Genomic DNA, 18882 nt, shown 5'->3' with positions numbered 1-18882 from the left:
ATCAATCGCCGGACGATGCCGGTTCGGCATGTGCTCGCAACCAATCGGTGAAGGCCTCGGCCGGGAGCGGCTTGCTGAACAGATAGCCTTGCATTTCGTCGCAGCCCTGCTGGTGCAGGTAGTCCAGTTGTTCGACCGTCTCGACGCCTTCGGCGATGGTCTTCAGGCCCAGACTCTTCGCTAAACTGATCACCGCCGCCACGATGGCTTTATCTTCCTGGTCGCTGGTTAGATCGCGGACGAAGGATTGGTCGATTTTTAATTTGTAAACCTTGAATTTCTTCAAATAGCTCAGCGACGAATAGCCGGTCCCGAAGTCGTCTATCGACATCCGAATGCCGCGCTCGTGAAACTGCGCCATCATCGCGATGACGCCTTGCGGATTGTGCATCGCCACGCCTTCGGTCAATTCCAGTTCTAGGTATTCGGCCGGCAGGCCGACTTCATGCAGAATGTCCGCGACCAATTCGGGCAGTTCAGGCTGTTTGAATTGGGCGGCGGATACGTTCACCGCCATGATGAACGGCGGGAAGCCGGCTTGGCGCCAGCTTTCGGCTTGGCGGGCGGCGGTTCGGATCACCCATTCGCCTATGCTCAGGATCAAGCCGCTCTCTTCGGCCAACGGAATGAATTCTGCCGGCGACACCAAACCCAATTCCGGATGTCGCCAGCGCAACAGGGCTTCGGCGCCGATAAGCCGCCGGCTGCCGGAGGCAATTTGGGGTTGATAGTGCAAGGTCAATTCGTCGCGCTCCAACGCCGATCGTAACGCATTCAACAGTTGCAGATTCCGGGCCGAACTGGCCTGCATTTCCGGCGTGAAGAATCGGGCGCCGTGGCGCCCTTCCTGTTTGGCGCGGTACATTGCGGTATCCGCGCACCGCGATAGCGCTTCCAGGTCGTCGCCGTCGCCGGGATAGATGGCGATCCCGATAGAGGCGGTCAACGTTAAATCGTACTGATCGATCCGGTACGCGGCGGCGATGGTATCCAGCAATTTCTGAGCGACCCAAGCCGCGCCGGTGGCATCGGTGCCCGGCAACAGGAAGATGAACTCGTCGCCGCCCAGACGCGTGATGGTATCTTCGTCTCGCAATACTTGTTTCAGGCGGCCGGCCAATTCAATCAGCAAGGCGTCGCCTATGGTGTGCCCCAAGGTATCGTTAATGTCCTTGAAGTGGTCCAAATCCAGGAACATCAGGGCTAGATGCCCGTTAGTGCGTTTCGCGATGCCGATCGCCAGCTTCAGATGTTCGTTAAGCCTGGCCCGGTTCGGCAAGCCGGTCAACGGATCGAAATTGGCCAGGAAATAAATGTCGTCCTCGGCTTTCTTACGCTCTATCGCCAGCGTCACGAAATCCGCCGCCATTTGCAGCAGTTGCAAATGATAGCGGTCGGGCTCCGCCGGATAACTTCGATAAATCGCGAAGGTACCCAGTACGCGGTTGCCGTTGGCGAGGATGGGTTCCGACCAACAACAGCCCAGGTCGGCATGACGGGCGATGTCGCGGTACGCGGCCCAGTACGGATGAGTTTGAATGTCGGCGACGATGGTGCGTTGGCCGGTGTAAGCGGTATTGCCGCAAGCGCCAACGCCGGCACCGATAGGCAAGCCGTCGACCGCCTGATTATAAAATTCCGGTAAATTGGGCGCGGCCGCTAAGCGCAATTGTTGAGTGGCTTCGTCCAATAGCAGTACCGAGCAACGGCTGTCGGCGATAATGGACTCCAGTTTGGTGACGACGTTGATCAATATCGCCGACAGCGGCGCTCCGCTATTCAAGCTCTCCAACATAAAGCCGCGAAATTGCTCGGCTTGCTGGTTACGGCGGCGTTCTTCCTCACGGTCGAAGCCCATCAACGCGTAGTCGATATCCATCGCCATTTCCAGCAACAGGTTTCGGGCGTCGTCGTCGAAGGCATTTAATTGGCCTGAATATAAATTAAAACTGCCGATGACCCGGCCGTCGCGATGCAAGGGCAATGCGGCGGACGCTTGGACGTAGCACTCCGTGGCTCGGTCGCGCCAGGTGGCGGTATTGGGATCGTTTTGAAAGTCCTGGCACCAGTAGGGACGATCCGCGCGTATCGCAATCCCGGTGGGGCCGCGCCCGCTCGGCAGATTCGGATCGATGCTGATTTCAAGCTGATTCAGATAGTCCATGCTGTCGCCGTAACCGGCAACCGGTTTGACCGTTCGGGCGGATTCGTCCACCAAACCGATCCAGGCCATCGTCATGCCGCCGAACAACACCGCGTCGCGGCAGATGATAGGAAACAATTCTTCCTGATTGGCGCAGCGCACGATGGCTTGATTGCACTGACTCAGCGCTGCGTACAACTGAGTCAGCCGCCGAGCCCGCATTTCGGCTTGAAGCTGCTCGGCCTCCAGGCTGGCCAGCCGACATTGCATGTCGGCCAGCCAGGCAATCACGCTGTTGTCTTGCTTGGCGGTCAGCGGAATCGCGGTTCGAAAGTCGCCGCCGCCGATGCGGACCATATGGCTGTGTAGTTCTTCCACCGAAACGCCCAACGCTCGGTTCAGATTGCGGAGCGCAAACAGCAAGGTCAGCACCTGAAGCGCGGCCAGAGCGATTAGACCGATCCGCATCGTCATCGCGGTGGAAATCGCTTCGTTCACTGTTTGTTGGGTACGGTTTTCGACCATTTGGTAGGCGGAGCCGATCGGTTCCATGATCGCCGCCTTGGCTTGGTGGTAGGCCGCATCGTGCACCATTTGGCTAGCTCGCATGCGGGTCGGATCGGCGATCGGCTCCGCCTGATCGACCAGAGCCATCGCGGCCCTTTCGATCGCGGTCAACGCGTCGGAGCGGGTCTTGGCCAAGGCGAGATCGGCCATTTCGGTGTCGCTGAAGCCGGCCGTGCGCATTAAGTCCAGCAATGGCGCGGCTCGGTCTTCGGAAGGTCTTGGCCGTCGATCGTCGGCCAAGACCAAGTCCCAATAGACATTTTGATAGTCGACCGGCCTTGGCGCTTTACCGTCGCGAATATCCAGAATCTCTTGATAGTGTTGCTTGTAAATCGGATGGCCGGTGACCACGTAGCTGCGCGCCATGTGGGTCAGATCATCCGAGGACTGGCGCAATTCGCCAGCCAGTAACACCGATTGAATACGGATGTCGTTGGCTCGGTCTATCGCTTTCTCCGAACGGACGTACAGGGTGAACATCGCGGTAAAGCCAACGAAAACCGCGAATGTCAACCACAGGCTGGTCGTGAAGCCCGGCGAACGCAAAGCCTTAACCACGTTGGCCACTTCCTCTCAGTCGATAGGCAGCCGTCACTTCGGTGCCGAACACATCAAGACGCGCCGGCGCTAGGGTAGATGATGGGATAGGCATTGGATACCGGAGGCGATGAAAAAGGGCTTGTAAACATTCCAGATTCTAGCAAAAGTTGTTGGTCGATATGGGCAATCGAAATGCGCGGCGCGCGCTCGTGGTTGTAACTTACCACCCTAATAGTAAAATGCGCCGCTTTTGTTAAGAAATGTTAGGTTGCGCCGGTCCTCATCGATAGCTTCGAGCGGCGGCGCGTCAACGCAATTTTCATTCGACAGGCGACGATGAACCCATTTTTTTCAGGCGGCCGATCCGAAACGGCGACGCGGTGCCGGCCGGTGCAACAGGGGGCGTGGTGAGCACGCGGCCCGATATAGTACTGGCTAAGCCCGAACATTTGTCCCGACAATGGGCGCAGCGAATCGTTGATCAACACGTGTCGGCGGCCAGAGTCGCCGACGTCTGCGTCGATTCGGTCAATGTCGGTACCTCGACCCGCTGGCGGATTACCGTGCAACACGATGCCCAAGCGGAGGTGCCGTCGCGCTGGTTTATCAAAACGCCGTCGCTGGCCTGGCGTTCCAGGCTGATCACCGCCCTGCCTCGGTTGTTGCACAAGGAAGTCAGTTTTTATAAGGCGCTGGCGCCGTCCTTGCCGGTGAGATTGCCTAAAATCCTGGCCGCCCAAACGCGCTGGGGCGGCAGTACGCTGGTGATGGCGGATCTGGCCGAGTTTGGCCACAGGGCCGGTCAATCCGGCGAGGCCTTGACGGCGGAACAGGCCGTTCAAGTCGTCGACAATCTGGCGCGTTTTCACGGACGATTTTGGGGGAACGCCCATTTGCTGCGGGAGCACCGCTGGCTCAACGGCTTCAGTCAGCAAATCGAGCATCAAATGGGTACGGTTCTGGCGGTACCGCTGATGAAGCGGGGACTGCGGAGGGCCGGCGGATTGGTGCCGACCCGCTTGCACGGCACAGCGCTGAACTATGCCCGCAATCGCCGCCGGATTACGCAATCCCTCAGCAGCGGCACCAAAACCCTGATTCACCACGATTGTCATCCAGGCAACTTGTTCTGGACCTCGTCGGGTCCGGGGTTCCTCGACTGGCAGTTGGTCAGGGCCGGCGAAGGGATAGGCGATCTGGCCTACTTTATGGCGACCGCGCTGACTCCCGAAGTGCGACGCGCGCACGAACGGTCACTATTGCAGCGCTATCTCGGCGCGCTGTCCGAACAAGGCATCGATCAGCTCGACGAATCGGGCTTGCTGCGACGCTATCGTGCCCATCTACTCTATCCTTTCGAAGCGATGGTCGTGACCTTGGCGATCGGCGGTCTGATGGACGCCGAACCCAATCTGGAAATGATCCGCCGGGCATCCGCCGCCGTCGACGACCACGACAGTTACGCCGCGCTGGACTTGCGCTAGGCCACGTCCCGTGTAAGCCGTTTGACCTCGCTGACCACTTGTCCGCTCGCCAGACGGATGTCCAACCAATCGCCGACCGCCAGATCCGCGGCCGATTTAATGATTGCCGTTTCGCCGTGACGTTGGACGATCGCGTAGCCGCGCTGCAAGGTTGCCAGCGGGCTAACCGCGTGCAGGGTGGCGCCTGCCGCCGCTTGGCGTTGGGCCAGGTCCGCCAGTTTACGGTTCATCGCCGCAGCCAGTCGTTGCTCCAGAAATTCCAAGCGATTCCGGTAGCGTTCCAATGCGGCGGTGGGCTGGGCCTGTTTCAGGCGAGCCTCGACTTGCAACCAGTGTTGACGCTGCTGGCTAAGCCGGCGCTGCTGAGCGTGGGCCAGACGGCGCTCCAGTTCGTCCAAGCGTTGGGCGTTGCGATGAAGTTTTTCGCCGGGGTGCTGAGCCTGCAAGGCTTTTTCGCGCCAAGCCAGCTGTTGCCGAGAGCTGCTCAGTTTCAGTTGCATTAGTCGCGTCAAGCGCCGTTCCGCGTCGGTAAAGGCATATAGCCAAGCGGCTTGTTCCGGTACGGCGTGTTCGGCGGCGGCCGACGGTGTCGGTGCGCGCAGGTCGGCAACGAAGTCGGCTATCGTGACGTCGGTTTCATGGCCGACGCCGACGATCACCGGTAAGCGGCTGGCGGCGATCGCCCGAGCCACGCGTTCTTCGTTGAACGCCCACAAATCCTCCAGCGAACCGCCGCCGCGCGCCAGAATCACAAGGTCCACCGCCGCATCGCGATTGGCCGCCGCCAGTGCGGCGCTGATTTCGAATTGCGCGGCCTCGCCTTGCACCGCGACCGGATAAATCACCACCGGAATCGCCGGAAAGCGCCGCTTCAGGACCGTCAGGATGTCGCGGATCGCCGCGCCGCTCGGCGAAGTGATAACGCCTATCCGGGCTGGAATTAGCGGCAATACTTGTTTACGGTCGCTGTCGAACAAACCCTCCGCGGACAGCTTGACTTTCAATTGTTCGAAAGCCTGCCGCAACGCACCTTCGCCAGCCGCCTCCATCCGTTCGACGACCAGTTGGTAATCGCCGCGCGGCTCGTACAGGCTGACTTGGGCGGACACCAGCACTTGCAGACCGTTGGCCGGCTTGAACCGCAGCGTCGATTGCTGGCCCTTGAACATCGCGCAGCGTACCTGGGCCTGCGCGTCTTTTAACGTGAAATAGGCGTGACCCGAAGCCGGCAGGCTGAGGTTGGATATTTCACCCTGTACTTGTACGGTTAGGAAATGCTGCGCTAGCAAGCGCTTGGCTTCGCGGTTGAGCTGGCTGACGGTAAAAACGGACGGATTGGCCATCGGAATTTAGGTGGGTATAACGGAACCGGCATTTTAAAGCGAATCGTGAATTGGCGCCGAGAACGTACTGGGAGTTTGTCGGTCGGCTGAGCTAGAATGCGGTTTTGAATTCGCGCCAGCATCGGGAAATCGGGAAGCCAGTCATGCATGTACATCAATTAAGTCGTTGGGAGCATCCGCACAACTTCGCCAGAATCAACCGTAAGGGTGAGCGGCGGACCAAATGGGTGTTGTTGTTGACGTTTACGACGATGTTGGTTGAGATCGGCGCGGGCATGCAATTTCATTCGATCGCGTTGCAGGCCGATGGTTGGCACATGGCAACCCATGTGGTCGCTTTCATGATCACCATCTTTGCCTATCGTTACACCCGGCTGCACCAATTCGACAATACCTTTGCGTTCAGTCCGGCGAAAGTTGGGGTGCTCGGGGGGTTTGCCAGTTCGATCGCGTTGGCGATGGTGGCCTTGGCGATGACCGCCGAGTCGGTCGAAAGGCTGATGATGCCGCAAACGATACGCTTCGACGAAGCCATTATCGTGGCTGCGGTGGGGCTGGGTATCAACTTGTTGAGCGCGCTGTTGCTGCGCGATCACCACGATCATCACCATGGTCATGCCGAGCATGGCCACGATCATCGCCACCACGATCATGACGATCACGACCACAGCCATTCTCACGATCACCACCAAGACCATAATCTACGGGCCGCCTATCTGCATGTGATGGCCGACGCGTTGACGTCGGTGCTAGCGATGGTCGCGCTGCTCGCCGGCAAATACTACGGTTGGGTCTGGCTGGATGCGGCGATGGGCTTCGTCGGCGCGTTGGTCATCCTGATTTGGTCTTACGGACTGGTCGGCGAGACGGCGCCGGTGTTGTTGGATCAGAGTATGGCAACCGGTTTTTTGGACAGTATTCGCGGTGAACTGGAGGCCGACGGCGAAACCAAGGTCAGCGATCTGCACGTTTGGCGACTCAGCGCCAATCATTGCGCGGCCATTGTCGGCGTCGTCACGCAATTCCCCCAGTCGCCAGCGTATTACAAAACCCGCTTGGCCGGCTTTTCCCAATTGGACCATGTCACGGTCGAAGTTAATCGCTGTAACGGTCGGGATTGCGACGCAGAATGATGGCGTCGGCGGCCACGAATTCGATGCCGCAGCCATAGCGGTTCGCCAACCAAGTCAAGGTGTCTCGGGAATAAAATCCGATATGGGTGAGATCGTTCTTATAGTGCCAGCGCGCGAAGGCGGCGGCGTCAATGACCAGTTTGGTCATCAGTCCCAGATAGCCGCCAGGCCTTAACATGCCGAATATTCGTTCGAACTCCTCTGCCGGCCGCCGAAAATGTTCGACCACTTCGGTGCAGACAATGAAATCGTATTGGCGTAACAACAAGGCCGGGTGCGCGGCGTAAATCGGATCGTATAGCTTCACCGCGTGGCCGGCTTCGCTTAGCATTGCCGCCAAGGCCGGACCGGGGCCGCAGCCGAAGTCCAGGCCGCTAGCGCCGGGCGCCAAGCGTTCTTGCAACGGCGCGGCCAAGCGCGACAGGAAACAACGATAACCGGGGTCGTCCGTTTGGTTCCGATGCAAATCGTAAATCGCTTTCTCGGCATCCTGCGATAAATGCTGGCTGGCAGGCACGTAGACCAGGCGACATCGACCGCAACGCCGATAGTCGCGGTTACGGTCGCGATGAAACTCGACGGAAGATGCGGCGCCGCAAAGCGGGCAGGGAATATCTGGCATAAATGGTATTGGTTTTGCTTGACGGTTAGCAAATATACTGTAGAATGCGCCGCTCTTAACAGCGGAGCGGTAGTTCAGTTGGTCAGAATACCGGCCTGTCACGCCGGGGGTCGCGGGTTCGAGCCCCGTCCGCTCCGCCAACTTCGTTTTTCAGTAGGCCGTTTAGGCTATCCGCCGGTTGTTTTCAAACCGCGATTCATTCCGTATCATTGGCTTTCCCCTAATAACAGCAGGAGAATTGTGATGAGCAGTTTGAGTTCATTCAGTCAACGCGGTTTATTCGACGAGTTGTTTCGGGATATTAGTCCCGGCTATCTGGTGCGGCCGTTGCACGGCGATCCCCTGCCTAGCCAGATCAAAGTCGACATAAAGGAAAATCCGAACGAATTCATCGTCGAAGCCGAACTGGCCGGCGCCAGCAAGGACAACATCCACGTCCGTATCGAAGGCAACGTGGTCGGTATCAGCGCCGACATCAGTCAGATCGACAGCCAGTCCAACGAAGATAAGCTTCTGCGCAGCGAACGCTATTACGGTCAGGTTTCGCGCAGCTTTCAGTTGCCGGTCGATATCGATCAGACCGCCAGCAAGGCCAAATACGATAACGGCGTATTGACACTGACCCTGGTAAAAAGCAAGGCCAAGAGCGGCCAGCGCTTGACGGTAGAGTGATCTAAGCAGTGCGGTCTAGCTCGCGATAGTGGCGCCAGATAATTTTGAACGTGACGGTCAGGGTCGGATCGTCGCGTTCGACCCGTTCGCTGACGGCGTCGGGCGTTAGCCAGATGCCGTCGTCGATTTCGGTTTCCGCCAACTGGAATGGACCGTCGTGACGGCAACGGTACACCTGGATGAATTCCATACCCAAGTCCTGTGTCGGTATTAATTTGAACAGTGCTTGCAGATCGGCGTTGACGCCCAATTCTTCCATCAGCTCGCGCGGCGCGGCGGTTTCGTAGTCCTCGCCGGCATCGACATGGCCGGCCGCCGAACTGTCCCAGAGTCCTTTGTTCAAGTCTTTCAACATCGAGCGTTTTTGCAAAAACAGCTCGCCTTGTCGGTTAAAGACTAAAATATGCACTGCGCGGTGGCGTAGCCCTTGGGCGTGAATCACACCGCGCGGTAAATGGTCGACGACTTGGTCGTCCTGGTCGACAACCGCCAGTAATTCGTGATGCATGACTCGATTCCCAATCCAAGGTCGTGTATGTTAAAGGTTTTTGGACGCTGCCGCAGGGTAAACATGGCTAGAAGAAGCGAACACAGTCAGGAGCAAATCAAGGAAATGGTTTTGGCCGCCGCCGAAACCATCGTCGTGGAGGACGGCTTCAATGCGTTGACGGTCAGAAAAATCGCGATGGAGATAGGCTACACGGTTGGCAGCATTTACATGGTGTTCGCCAATATGAGCGATCTGATCATTCACCTGAAAGCGAGGACACTGGACGAGTTGGCCGAGCATCTGGCGGCCTGTCCGGCCGACGGCGATCCTGGCGAACGTTTGATGAAACTGGCGGATATTTACTTGGATTTCGCCGCCAAGCATTTCAACCGCTGGCGGATGATATTCGATATGCAGAGCGAAGAAGCGCCACCGGATTGGTATCAACAAAAAATCGAGTATATGTTCGATATCGTCGAAAGCTTGATACGGCAACTGCATGCCGGTACCGACGCGGAATCCGAGCGGCGAGCGGCGCGCGCGTTGTGGAGTGGGGTCCACGGCATCAGTATATTGGCGCTGACCGGGCATGGCCAACCGTCCGGGATCGACTCGGCCCGGGCGTCGGTGTCGCTGTTGGTGTCGACGTTTATTCGGGGTTGGCGGGTGGCGTAGTCTCAGGCAAATGCCGGACCACGACGAAGGTAGCAGCCATCAACAAGCCACCGAGCACGATCAGGGCTATGGCCGGCTGGTTTGCTTCGGCCGCCGCGGCGGTATAACCGCCGACCGCGATCAACATCGCCAGGTTCTGAAAGAAATTCTGCATCGCCACCGCGCCGCCGCTGCCTATGCCTTGCTGACCGATTTCCTGCAAAGCCGCGTTGATCGGGACAATGAACATCCCGCCGGCGGTACCCATTAAAAACAACACCGCGCGTGCCGGCCAAACTGCGTCGGTAAAGCTCAAGGCTACGATCAGCAAACCCATCGCGTATGCCGGCAGTCTGGCTCGGCGCAGATGTTCCAGCGGAATCAGGCGCGGTACCAAGGCCGCGCCGGCAACGATGCCGATTGCCAAAAACAAGGTCAAATCGGCGATGTCGCTGGCGTTATGCATCAGCAATACCGCCGGCGCCCAGGCGATGACGATCACCCGTACCGCGGCGGCGGCGGCCCAGAATAGCGAAGCGCCGAGAACCGCGAAGCGCGAACGCGGCGACGCCAGAAACTCGCGGACCTCGCGGAAAAACAGCAAGATCTTCGATCCCTCCGGAATCGGCTTGCGCAGCCCGGTCGGCAAAAATAACGTGGTCGCGGCCGAGACCATAAACAGCGCGATCGTCGAGGTCAGCGCCCAATACACCGAATAATCGGCCAGTCTGGCGCCGACCGTCATACCGGTCAGAATCGCCAGTATCGTCGAACCTTCTATCCAGCTGTTGGCTTTGACCAAACCGGCGTGGCCAGCCAGTTCCGGCAATATCCCGTATTTGGCGGGGCTGTATAGCGCCGCGCCAACTCCGACCAGACAATAGGCCAGCAGCGGTTCGACCTGCAATAACAGTAAACCGGCTCCGCCAGCCTTGATCAGATTGGCAACGATCAGGATTCTGGCCTTGGGATGTCGGTCGGCGAGGCCGCCGACCCAGGGCGCCAGCACCACGAACGCTACCAGAAACACACTTTGCAGCGCCGGCACATACCACGGCGGCGGATGGTCGGCTTGCATTACCATCGCGATAACGGTAAACAAGATGGCGTTGTCGGCGAACGCGGACAAAAATTGGGCGACCAACAGCGGGTAGATAGATTTATTCATGACCTTGGGGCGTTAGGATTAAGTCGCTAGGGTCAGGCGTCGTCGCCGTCGTCGGTGTTTGCGGCGTTTAACCACTCGGCTGCCAGTTGGGTTGCGCCGGGGTAATCGGTTTTGCCGGTTCCCAATATCGGAATGTGTTCGACGATCATGACTTTTTTCGGCAGATTGATTGCCGCCACGCCGGGCGAGGCCGCCGCTAGGGCTTTGGGCGTAGCCTGCTTGACGTTGGTCAGCAATACCAGTTGCTCGCCTTTTTTTGGATCGGGCAGGGCGACCACGGCATGATGGCCGTCCGGCCAGGCCTGACCGGCCAGTTGCTCGACCGCGGTCAGCGACACCATCTCGCCGCTGATTTTGGCGAAACGTTTGCTGCGCCCTTGAATGTGGATGAAGCCTTCGTCGTCCACTTGCACGATATCGCCGGTATCGTACCAACCGTCGCCGTAGACCGAGGCCGGTGGTACCAAAATGCCGGGATTGGTCGGTAGCAGATAGCCTTTCATGATGTTGGGGCCGCTGACATGCAGTTTACCGCCGTGCTCTATGCCTTCCACCGGCTCCAGCTTGTAGAGCATGTCGGGCATGAAACGGCCGACACTACCCGCTTTGTAGTCCATAGGCGTGTTGACCGAGGTCACCGGCGCGGTTTCGGTGGCGCCGTAGCCTTCCAATATCCGAATGCCGAATTTGTCCATCCACAAATGGCGGGTGCTTTCCTGCAATTTTTCGGCGCCGGCCACGACGTAACGCATGTTATAGAAATCATAGGCGTGGGCTTTCTTGGCATAAGCCGCCAAAAAGGTATTGGTGCCGAACATGATGGTCGCGCCGATGTCGTAGGCGATTTCCGGAATCACGCTGTAATGCAGCGGCGACGGATAGAAAAATGTAGTCATCCCGTTCAACACCGGCAGCATGGTGCCGACCGTGAAGCCGAAGGAATGAAACATCGGCAGAAAATTCAACACCACGTCTTGCGGATTGAAATTGATCCTGGCCTTTAACTGTTTGTGATTGGCGATAATATTGCCGTGCGACAACACAACGCCTTTCGGCTCGCCCTCGGAACCGGACGTAAACAGGACCACGGCGGCATCGTCCGGACTACAGCGGCGGTGATCGTACCAATAGTCGGCGGTCTTGGCTTGGATAAAACCGATGATTTTGGCAAAGGCATTCACGCCGGCCGCCAAATCTTCCAAATACACCAGATTCACCTGCTCGGACAAAGCCTGTGCTTCGGTTTGCAAGTGGGCCAGTTCGATAAAGCGCCGCGAGCTAACCACGGTTTTGACGACCCCGGTCCGGCACGCCGACTTCATACCCGTCGCGCCGATTGAGTAATTCAACATCGCCGGAACTCGGCCATACAGTTGTAAACCTAGAATCACGCACAGGGTTTTTGCCGAATTCGGCAGCAGTAGACCCACCTGATCGCCGCTGGCGCTGATATTGCGCAACAGTTTGCCGACAATAATGCTACGGGTCACCAAGGCATCGTAATTCAGCGGTTTGCGATCCAGGTCTTCGGCTACCCGATGTTTACCACCGTGTATCGTTCTGGCCTCCAACAACGCCGAAAAAATGGTTTGCCGGTAGTGACTGCTGGCGAACATCATTTCGGTCATGATGTCGGCCAAAATATGGCCGCTGTATTTTCGGCGGGCTTTGCCGGTCACCGCGCCGTGGGTGTCTATCCGGGTCGGCGGCAGAATTTGCAGCGTGATGCGCGGAAACCAGCGCAAGCGCACGATATTGCGCAGCTTGGAAAAATGGGTGTATTCGGCGCCGTCGATCCGGATCGGCAAAATCGTCGCGCCGGATTTGTCGGCGACCATGCCGGTACCATCGTAGATTTTCATCAGCGAGCCGGTCACGGTGATACGGCCTTCCGGAAAAATGACCGTGCGGGTGTCGTTTTGCAAATGATGAATCAGCGCCTTCAACGACAGCGGATGGGTTGGGTCCATCGGAAAGACCGTCGATAACCTTAAAAACGGTTTCAGCCACCATTGTTGGGAAATTTGGGTATTGATCGCGAAAGTGATGTCGTCCGGCAAAAACACGCCAAGTAACAACGGATCGAGAAAAGAAGTGTGATTGGAGATAATCAGCACCCGTTTGCCGGCTTGGGCGTAGTGCTCCAAACCATTGACCTTCACCTTGAAGACCAGCGTCATTAGCCAGCGTAAAACAATCTTTAACATAGATATCCTCCCGTGCGCGCATATTAGCAGACAGTCAGCGAATTGCCGGGCGCCAATATATTACATAATTAAACAATGTTCAATTATTAACGTAATCGCCTCCCTCCGTCAGTTCGGAATGAGCGAGGCTTAGAGTCGACGGTGTGAGGCTAGCAGCCGGTCCGGCGCTTGGTTACGCTTGAAAACAGCATTACCCGACAGGACCTTAAGGATGCGGAGCTTGATTACCTGGACCGCTAGGTCGAACAACTCAGCAATCCAGCTTTAGGACTCGAGACGAGGGAAAATATATCATCGATCGGCAATCGGCTTATCGGTAACTCGTCCGCATGAAAAAGCCCGCTCGTGTTGCCGCGCGCGGGCTTTCGGAAAGAAGGCGTTTAGCCTTCGGTGACGATCAAGGCCTTGGCCTGATTTTTCAGTGTGATGGCCTGTTGCAGCAAGCGTAGGCGTTGTCCCCCGGTCATGAACCACCCGTTAACGGCGCGATGTTCATAATCCAACGCTTTTTCCAACTTGTTCAGGGCTTCCGGATACGGGTTGATTACCGCCTCGGATAGCACCCTGATCGCATCCTGAGTGTCGGCGATGGCCAGTTTTACCGATTTCACACTGTTGGCGTTGGCCTGGTCGATGGCTTTTTGATCCAGCGCATTCGAACTGCGGATGTTTTCCAGTACATTGATCGAACGCAGAAACAGCGCAACCGCGATAACTTGCGACGAGTCGAGCTTCACCTGACGATTGACGCCTTTGGAGGTAAACGCCCCCGGCGACTGGTTGAAGGATTCGGTGTTGTAGTAGGCGACGGTCTCTTCCAGCGTTGTGACGCTGTTATTATGAAAGAACGGCGCGGTATCGGCGGCTTCGACCAACGGGGGCGTGTTGAAACGGTTCAGGCGCGGATGATCCGCGGGCCGAATGTTGCGCGGATCGACGCTTCCGTCGCTGTAACAAGGCTGATCGTAGTCCGGACCGCAATCGCTTTGCAGAACTTGGCCGAATCCGCCGTCGTAGGCCACGCTAGTGTCGGCGAGGTGATGCAATTGATCGCGCATGCGCTCGATGCCGGTGTCGCGGGTCGGATTACCGCCGGTCGTGGAACTGATCGCGCCGGCGTTCATATGGCAGCCATTGCAATTGGCCGAGGTGCCGAAGACCGGCGTGCCGCCGACCGGGTAGCCGTTGCTCAAGGTCTCGCCGGGGTTGTTCTTGGTGTTGAACAATTTCAGACCGCGTTGCACCAGCGGCGACTTGAAGGTCATCGCCGCCAGATTGATGTCGGCGCTACGCCCCAGCGACAGCATATAAGCTTCCAGCGCGTCCAATTCGTCTTCGGTTGGCAGCCGGAAATCGACGTTCTCGACCCGGTCCAAACGCTTGGGCAAGTGTTGTTTGACCGCGCCCTTGGCGAAGTCGCGCAGCGAACCGCCGTCCGGCGCGCCGTCGCCACCCCAGCCGATGGCTTCGGTTTGGCGATTGTCTTGCTGCGCGATCGGATCGTGTTCCGCGAAATAATCGTTGTCTTCGGTGAATTCACCACCCATCGCCAATGTCTCGAATTTCAACGAAGCCGACAACCCCAGCAAATGCGGCGCTGCCCGCATCACCGGCGGTTTGCCGAAGCCGTCCACGTTGGCGACGAATAGCCCGAACTGACGTAACAGCGCGGGTTTTTCCAGATTGGCCAGGGCCGGGTTGTTTTCGGCGACGAACAGTGGATCGCTGGGCGGTAATTTAGCGATATACGCCGGATCGATAGTGTGATTGCGGTCGGGACGGTGACAGGTGGAACAGGTTCGGCCGTTACCGCCGAAGGTTTCTTCGGTGAACAGCTTTTGACCCTTGGCGATTAATTCGGCCAATTGTTGGTCGGTGGTTGCCGCGGTGGCGGCGTGCGCCGTTTTAGGCAGCAGAAAATCGAAAGGGACTTCGGCTTGACCCGCCGGTTCCGCGTGGCCGACAGTGCCCAGATTGGCCGCTGGCCAGTAGCGTTCAGTGTAGTAAACCCGTTGCAGCAATCCGGGAGAACCGAATAGCAGACCGCCTTCGCTTGGGGTTTTGCCGGCCAAGGTTATCGCAACGCTGTCCAACGTAAAGCCGTTCAGACGGTCGCGATCGAGCATGGTTGCGAAAACCCGTTTGTCCGCTTTTGCGGACATCGGACCCAGCTTGATCGCGTTGCCGCTGTGATGGTTGTCGATCAGCCAGACATCGTAGGGCCGCTCGGCAGACAAGCCTTTAACCGAAATGCGCACTTGCCCGCTCATCAGATCGATAGCGGCCTGACCTTGGCCGTCGCTGAGTTCGCGCGAAAGCGATTTGGAATAGCCGAGACCGATGTTGACGGTTTCCGGGTGGCCCTGTATTTCGAACGCGGATTTCCAGCGTTCGTAAACCGAGCCTAGCGTTTCGACGCTGCCGACACCGGTATAAGGCGCCTCGATTCGCGGCATCAGGCTGTAGCCCAGCGCCAGCGCGGCTGCAAAGGCCAAGGGAAGTGTGATGGTTTTTCTCATAATGTATCCTGTCGTGGGTGATAGTCCGATGCGGCGGCTGCGGGGCGATGGAAACGGATAGAAAGCACTATTCCGGGTGTTTCTGCTCCAGACAACCTGAATCGACGAATCCGCGCGGCATCGGCTTTCGCGGAGCAATCGGCGTGCCCACATTGATGGTTGATTTTTCCAGAAAAAATACTCTATATAAGTCAATAGCCTACAGCTATTTTTCTTCAGGCGGCGGCTTAAAAAGATCGGAGCAAGGTGTCGTAGACGAATAATGAAAAAAGTCAAATAGACATCGATTCAAAAAATAGGGGATATGACCTAGTGGTGTGTGAAATAACACAGAACGAATCAAATTCGCTCGGATTCGACCCAATTTATCTGGGAAATCCTCAAAAATGCCGACGTACGTTTTTACTTACAAATTACCCGTATTGATACGTTCGTTATTTCCTTGAAGAAATTCAGGTATTTAACTTGGAGGACGGTTCCGGAGCGAATAAAGCGGAGTGTGTGAAATGACCTATTCTTGCCGCCTTCAACCAAGCCTACACGCATTTCCCTGTATCACTAGCGGCTTGCCCGGTCCAGTGCCAGATTCAATCTCAACACATTGACTCTGGGTTCGCCGAACACCAGCCATTGCCGGCCTTCGGTATGTGCATCCACTAGTTCGCGCAACGTGGCTTCGTTAATTTTGCGGACCTTTGCGACCCGTTTGATCTGATATTCGGCAGCGGCGACGCTGATATGCGGATCCAGGCCGCTTCCGGATGCGGTGACCAGATCCACCGGCACCGGCGAGTGGTTGCCGTGATCGGCGTCTTTCAGCGCTTGTATCCTGGCGGCGACCACGTCAGCCAACGCCGGATTGGTCGGCCCCAGGTTGGAACCGCTGGAAGCGGCGGCGTTATAGCTATAGGGGCCCGTGGCCGAGGGCCGGCTCCAGAAATATTTCGGCTCGCTAAAAGTTTGGCCGATCAGTTCCGAACCGATCGGCTGGCCTTGCTGGTTTTTGATCAGGCTGCCATTGGCTTGCTCGCTGAACAAGGCTTGCGCCAGCACCGTCACCAGGGCCGGATAAGCGGCACCGGTCACCAGGGTCAGCAGGAACAGCATCATCGCTGCGGGTTTTAAGTAAGTAGTCATCATTTAATGCCTTAATAATTCTGTAAAAACGCCCTCTCGGCAAATGCTCCCGGCGTTGCTCTACCTCCTGCATCCTTGCAGTCGTCCACCAGGAGAGGGAACAAAGCTCTCGGTATTTGTTGTGCCTGGTTTACACCAGATTCATCGCAACCAAAATTAAATCAATCGCCTTGATGCCGATAAACGGCACGACCAAGCCGCCGACGCCGTAGACCAGCAAATTGTTTTGCAGCAGTTTTTCCGCACCGACCGGTTTATAGCTGATGCCTTTTAAAGCCAGCGGGATCAGCGCGATGATGATCAAGGCGTTAAAGATAACCGCCGACAGAATCGCGCTGGCCGGCGTCGCCAAACCCATCACGTTCAGCACGTTCAAGGCCGGATAGGTAGTGGCAAAGGCCGCCGGGATGATCGCGAAATATTTGGCGACATCGTTGGCGATACTAAACGTGGTCAGCGCGCCGCGCGTCATCAGCATTTGCTTGCCGGTTTCGACGATTTCGATCAGCTTGGTCGGGTTGGAATCCAGATCGACCATGTTGCCGGCTTCCTTGGCTGCCTGGGTGCCGCTGTTCATCGCCACCGCCACGTCGGCTTGGGCGAGGGCCGGGGCGTCGTTGGTACCGTCGCCGGTCATCGCCACCAAGCGGCCGTCGGTTTGATGTTGACGAATCAGATTCAGCTTGGCTTCCGGGGTGGCTTCGGCCAGGAAGTCGTCGACGCCGGCTTCGGCGGCAATCGCGGCGGCGGTCAGGCGGTTGTCGCCGGTGATCATGATGGTTTTAATGCCCATCTGCCGAAGTTCGATAAAACGTTCCTTGATGCCGCCCTTAACGATGTCCTTTAGTTCGATGACGCCCAGCGCTTTAGCGCCATCCGATACCACCAGCGGCGTGCTGCCCCGGCGCGCGACATCGTCGACCATTTTCTTAAGCTCTTGCGGCACCTTGCCGCCTTGTTCTTCGATATGTTGCCGAATCGAATCGGCCGCGCCCTTGCGGATTTGCCGGCCTTCCAGGTTGACGCCGCTCATCCGGGTCTGGGCGCTGAAATGCACGAAAGTGGCGCCCAGGGAATGGATATCGCGTTCGCGAATATTGTATTTTTGCTTCGCCAGTATCACAACGCTACGACCTTCGGGCGTTTCGTCCGCTAACGAGGCCAGTTGCGCGGCATCGGCCAGTTGGCGATCCGTCACGCCTTTGACCGGAAAAAAACCGGAGGCCTGGCGGTTACCCAAGGTGATCGTACCGGTTTTGTCCAACAGCAGCACATCGACGTCGCCGGCCGCTTCCACGGCCCGGCCGGAGGTGGCAATCACGTTTTTCTGCATCATCCGGCCGATGCCGGCCACGCCGATCGCCGACAGCAAACCGCCGATAGTGGTCGGAATCAAGCACACCAGCAAGGCCACCAACACGGTGACGCTGATCGGGTTGCCGGCACCGGCGGTCTGCACGCTGTACAGCGAGAAAGGCAGCAAGGTCACGGTCGCCATCAGGAACACCAGCGTCAACGCCACCAACAAAATGGTCAACGCAATCTCGTTGGGGGTTTTCTGGCGTTTGGCGCTTTCCACCATGCCTATCATGCGGTCCAGAAAGGTTTCGCCGGGATTGGTGCTGATACGCACCACTAGCCAGTCGGACAGCACTCGGGTGCCGCCGGTCACCGAGCTGAAATCGCCGCCGGACTCGCGGATCACCGGCGCGCTTTCACCGGTGATCGCGCTTTCGTCCACCGAGGCCACGCCTTCGATGACATCGCCGTCGCCGGGCACGAAATCGCCGGCTTCGATCAGCACCACATCGCCTTTGCGCAGACTGGAGCCTTCGACTTTGCTGTAGTTGCTGCCGTATTTGGCTTCATCCAGTTTTTTGGCGGCGATGTCGCGTTTGGCACTGCGCAAAAACGCGGCTTGGGCCTTGCTGCGGCCTTCCGCCACCGCTTCGGCGAAGTTGGCGAACAACACGGTGAACCACAACCACAGCGTGATGCTGAGGATAAAGCCGGCGGATTCTTCGCTTTCGCCGTTCAGCGCCTGCAACCACAACACACTGGTCAACCAGCTGCCGAGGTAGACCACGAACATCACCGGGTTTTTCCATTGTTGTTGCGGCGTCAGTTTGGCAAAAGCATCGAACAAGGCTTGTTGCAGAATTTGCGGGTCCAGTAAGGACGTTGAAACGGGTTTGCTAGTCAT

The 18882-nt window shown here is 57.6% G+C and carries 13 protein-coding genes and 1 tRNA gene; 5 read left to right on the top strand and 9 right to left on the bottom strand.

Annotated elements, in window-relative coordinates; all coding sequences use genetic code 11:
- Position 1 precedes the first annotated feature (1 nt).
- A complete protein-coding gene (locus ACQE3D_RS12085; RefSeq protein WP_313730252.1) occupies positions 2-3277 on the bottom strand; it encodes a bifunctional diguanylate cyclase/phosphodiesterase in 3276 nt (1091 codons plus the stop codon).
- Positions 3278-3657: 380 nt separating this feature from the next.
- On the opposite strand from ACQE3D_RS12085, the gene ACQE3D_RS12080 reads away from it, so the two are divergent.
- A complete protein-coding gene (locus ACQE3D_RS12080; protein ID WP_231883543.1) occupies positions 3658-4734 on the top strand; it encodes an ecdysteroid 22-kinase family protein in 1077 nt (358 codons plus the stop codon).
- On the opposite strand, the gene xseA is transcribed toward ACQE3D_RS12080, so the two are convergent.
- Entirely contained in the window at positions 4731-6077 is a 1347-nt protein-coding gene (xseA, locus tag ACQE3D_RS12075) for an exodeoxyribonuclease VII large subunit (RefSeq protein ID WP_313730253.1), read from the bottom strand. The genes ACQE3D_RS12080 and xseA overlap by 4 nt on opposite strands.
- A 143-nt stretch (positions 6078-6220) precedes the next feature.
- Between xseA and dmeF the strand changes: the two genes are divergently transcribed.
- Entirely contained in the window at positions 6221-7210 is a 990-nt protein-coding gene (gene dmeF, locus ACQE3D_RS12070) for a CDF family Co(II)/Ni(II) efflux transporter DmeF (RefSeq protein ID WP_168031629.1), read from the top strand.
- Here dmeF and ACQE3D_RS12065 read toward each other — a convergent pair.
- Positions 7173-7832: a class I SAM-dependent methyltransferase gene (locus ACQE3D_RS12065; protein WP_313730254.1), complete on the bottom strand. Its 660-nt coding sequence runs from the start codon at positions 7830-7832 to the stop codon at positions 7173-7175. The genes dmeF and ACQE3D_RS12065 overlap by 38 nt on opposite strands.
- A 63-nt stretch (positions 7833-7895) precedes the next feature.
- On the opposite strand from ACQE3D_RS12065, the gene ACQE3D_RS12060 reads away from it, so the two are divergent.
- Positions 7896-7972 (top strand) — tRNA-Asp (locus tag ACQE3D_RS12060).
- Positions 7973-8075: 103 nt separating this feature from the next.
- Positions 8076-8504, top strand: coding sequence for an Hsp20/alpha crystallin family protein (locus ACQE3D_RS12055; protein WP_175463663.1), 429 nt, complete (start codon positions 8076-8078; stop codon positions 8502-8504).
- Between the two features lies 1 nt (position 8505).
- Here the strand turns inward: ACQE3D_RS12055 and ACQE3D_RS12050 are convergent, their stop codons facing one another.
- A complete protein-coding gene (locus ACQE3D_RS12050; protein WP_313730255.1) occupies positions 8506-9012 on the bottom strand; it encodes an NUDIX hydrolase in 507 nt (168 codons plus the stop codon).
- A 63-nt stretch (positions 9013-9075) separates the two neighbouring features.
- Between ACQE3D_RS12050 and ACQE3D_RS12045 the strand changes: the two genes are divergently transcribed.
- Complete coding sequence (locus ACQE3D_RS12045; protein WP_071156731.1) at positions 9076-9669, top strand: TetR/AcrR family transcriptional regulator; 594 nt, start codon at positions 9076-9078, stop codon at positions 9667-9669.
- On the opposite strand, the gene lplT is transcribed toward ACQE3D_RS12045, so the two are convergent.
- The 5 genes from lplT to kdpB all read right to left on the bottom strand — a co-directional run bounded on the left by lplT (position 9644) and on the right by kdpB (position 18882).
- Positions 9644-10816 (bottom strand): lysophospholipid transporter LplT, encoded by a 1173-nt coding sequence (lplT, locus tag ACQE3D_RS12040; protein ID WP_313730256.1) that lies wholly within the window; start codon positions 10814-10816, stop codon positions 9644-9646. The genes ACQE3D_RS12045 and lplT overlap by 26 nt on opposite strands.
- 32 nt (positions 10817-10848) lie before the next feature.
- Complete coding sequence (locus tag ACQE3D_RS12035; protein ID WP_427500581.1) at positions 10849-13023, bottom strand: AMP-binding protein; 2175 nt, start codon at positions 13021-13023, stop codon at positions 10849-10851.
- Between the two features lie 380 nt (positions 13024-13403).
- Positions 13404-15542, bottom strand: coding sequence for a hypothetical protein (locus ACQE3D_RS12030; protein WP_313727798.1), 2139 nt, complete (start codon positions 15540-15542; stop codon positions 13404-13406).
- A 558-nt stretch (positions 15543-16100) separates the two neighbouring features.
- On the bottom strand, positions 16101-16679 hold the full coding sequence (gene kdpC / locus ACQE3D_RS12025; protein WP_313727799.1) for a potassium-transporting ATPase subunit KdpC: 579 nt from the start codon (positions 16677-16679) through the stop codon (positions 16101-16103).
- Between the two features lie 130 nt (positions 16680-16809).
- Positions 16810-18882 carry a potassium-transporting ATPase subunit KdpB gene (kdpB, locus tag ACQE3D_RS12020; RefSeq protein WP_313727800.1) on the bottom strand — a complete coding sequence of 691 codons (2073 nt, stop codon included), beginning with the start codon at positions 18880-18882 and terminating at the stop codon, positions 16810-16812.

The organism is Methylomonas sp. MS20 (genome assembly GCF_050275925.1).
Lineage (GTDB): Bacteria > Pseudomonadota > Gammaproteobacteria > Methylococcales > Methylomonadaceae > Methylomonas > Methylomonas koyamae_A.
Note: the sequence above shows the minus strand (reverse complement) of the source record. Positions and strands in the feature narration are given on the sequence as shown.

Coding starts and splice junctions, on each gene's coding strand:
- xseA (WP_313730253.1), bottom strand. CDS start 6,077: ATGGCCAATCCGTCCGTTTTTACCGTCAGCCAGCTCAACCGCGAAGCC.
- dmeF (WP_168031629.1), top strand. CDS start 6,221: ATGCATGTACATCAATTAAGTCGTTGGGAGCATCCGCACAACTTCGCC.
- ACQE3D_RS12065 (WP_313730254.1), bottom strand. CDS start 7,832: ATGCCAGATATTCCCTGCCCGCTTTGCGGCGCCGCATCTTCCGTCGAG.
- ACQE3D_RS12055 (WP_175463663.1), top strand. CDS start 8,076: ATGAGCAGTTTGAGTTCATTCAGTCAACGCGGTTTATTCGACGAGTTG.
- ACQE3D_RS12050 (WP_313730255.1), bottom strand. CDS start 9,012: ATGCATCACGAATTACTGGCGGTTGTCGACCAGGACGACCAAGTCGTC.
- ACQE3D_RS12045 (WP_071156731.1), top strand. CDS start 9,076: ATGGCTAGAAGAAGCGAACACAGTCAGGAGCAAATCAAGGAAATGGTT.
- lplT (WP_313730256.1), bottom strand. CDS start 10,816: ATGAATAAATCTATCTACCCGCTGTTGGTCGCCCAATTTTTGTCCGCG.
- ACQE3D_RS12035 (WP_427500581.1), bottom strand. CDS start 13,023: ATGTTAAAGATTGTTTTACGCTGGCTAATGACGCTGGTCTTCAAGGTG.
- ACQE3D_RS12030 (WP_313727798.1), bottom strand. CDS start 15,542: ATGAGAAAAACCATCACACTTCCCTTGGCCTTTGCAGCCGCGCTGGCG.
- kdpC (WP_313727799.1), bottom strand. CDS start 16,679: ATGACTACTTACTTAAAACCCGCAGCGATGATGCTGTTCCTGCTGACC.
- kdpB (WP_313727800.1), bottom strand. CDS start 18,882: ATGACTAGCAAACCCGTTTCAACGTCCTTACTGGACCCGCAAATTCTG.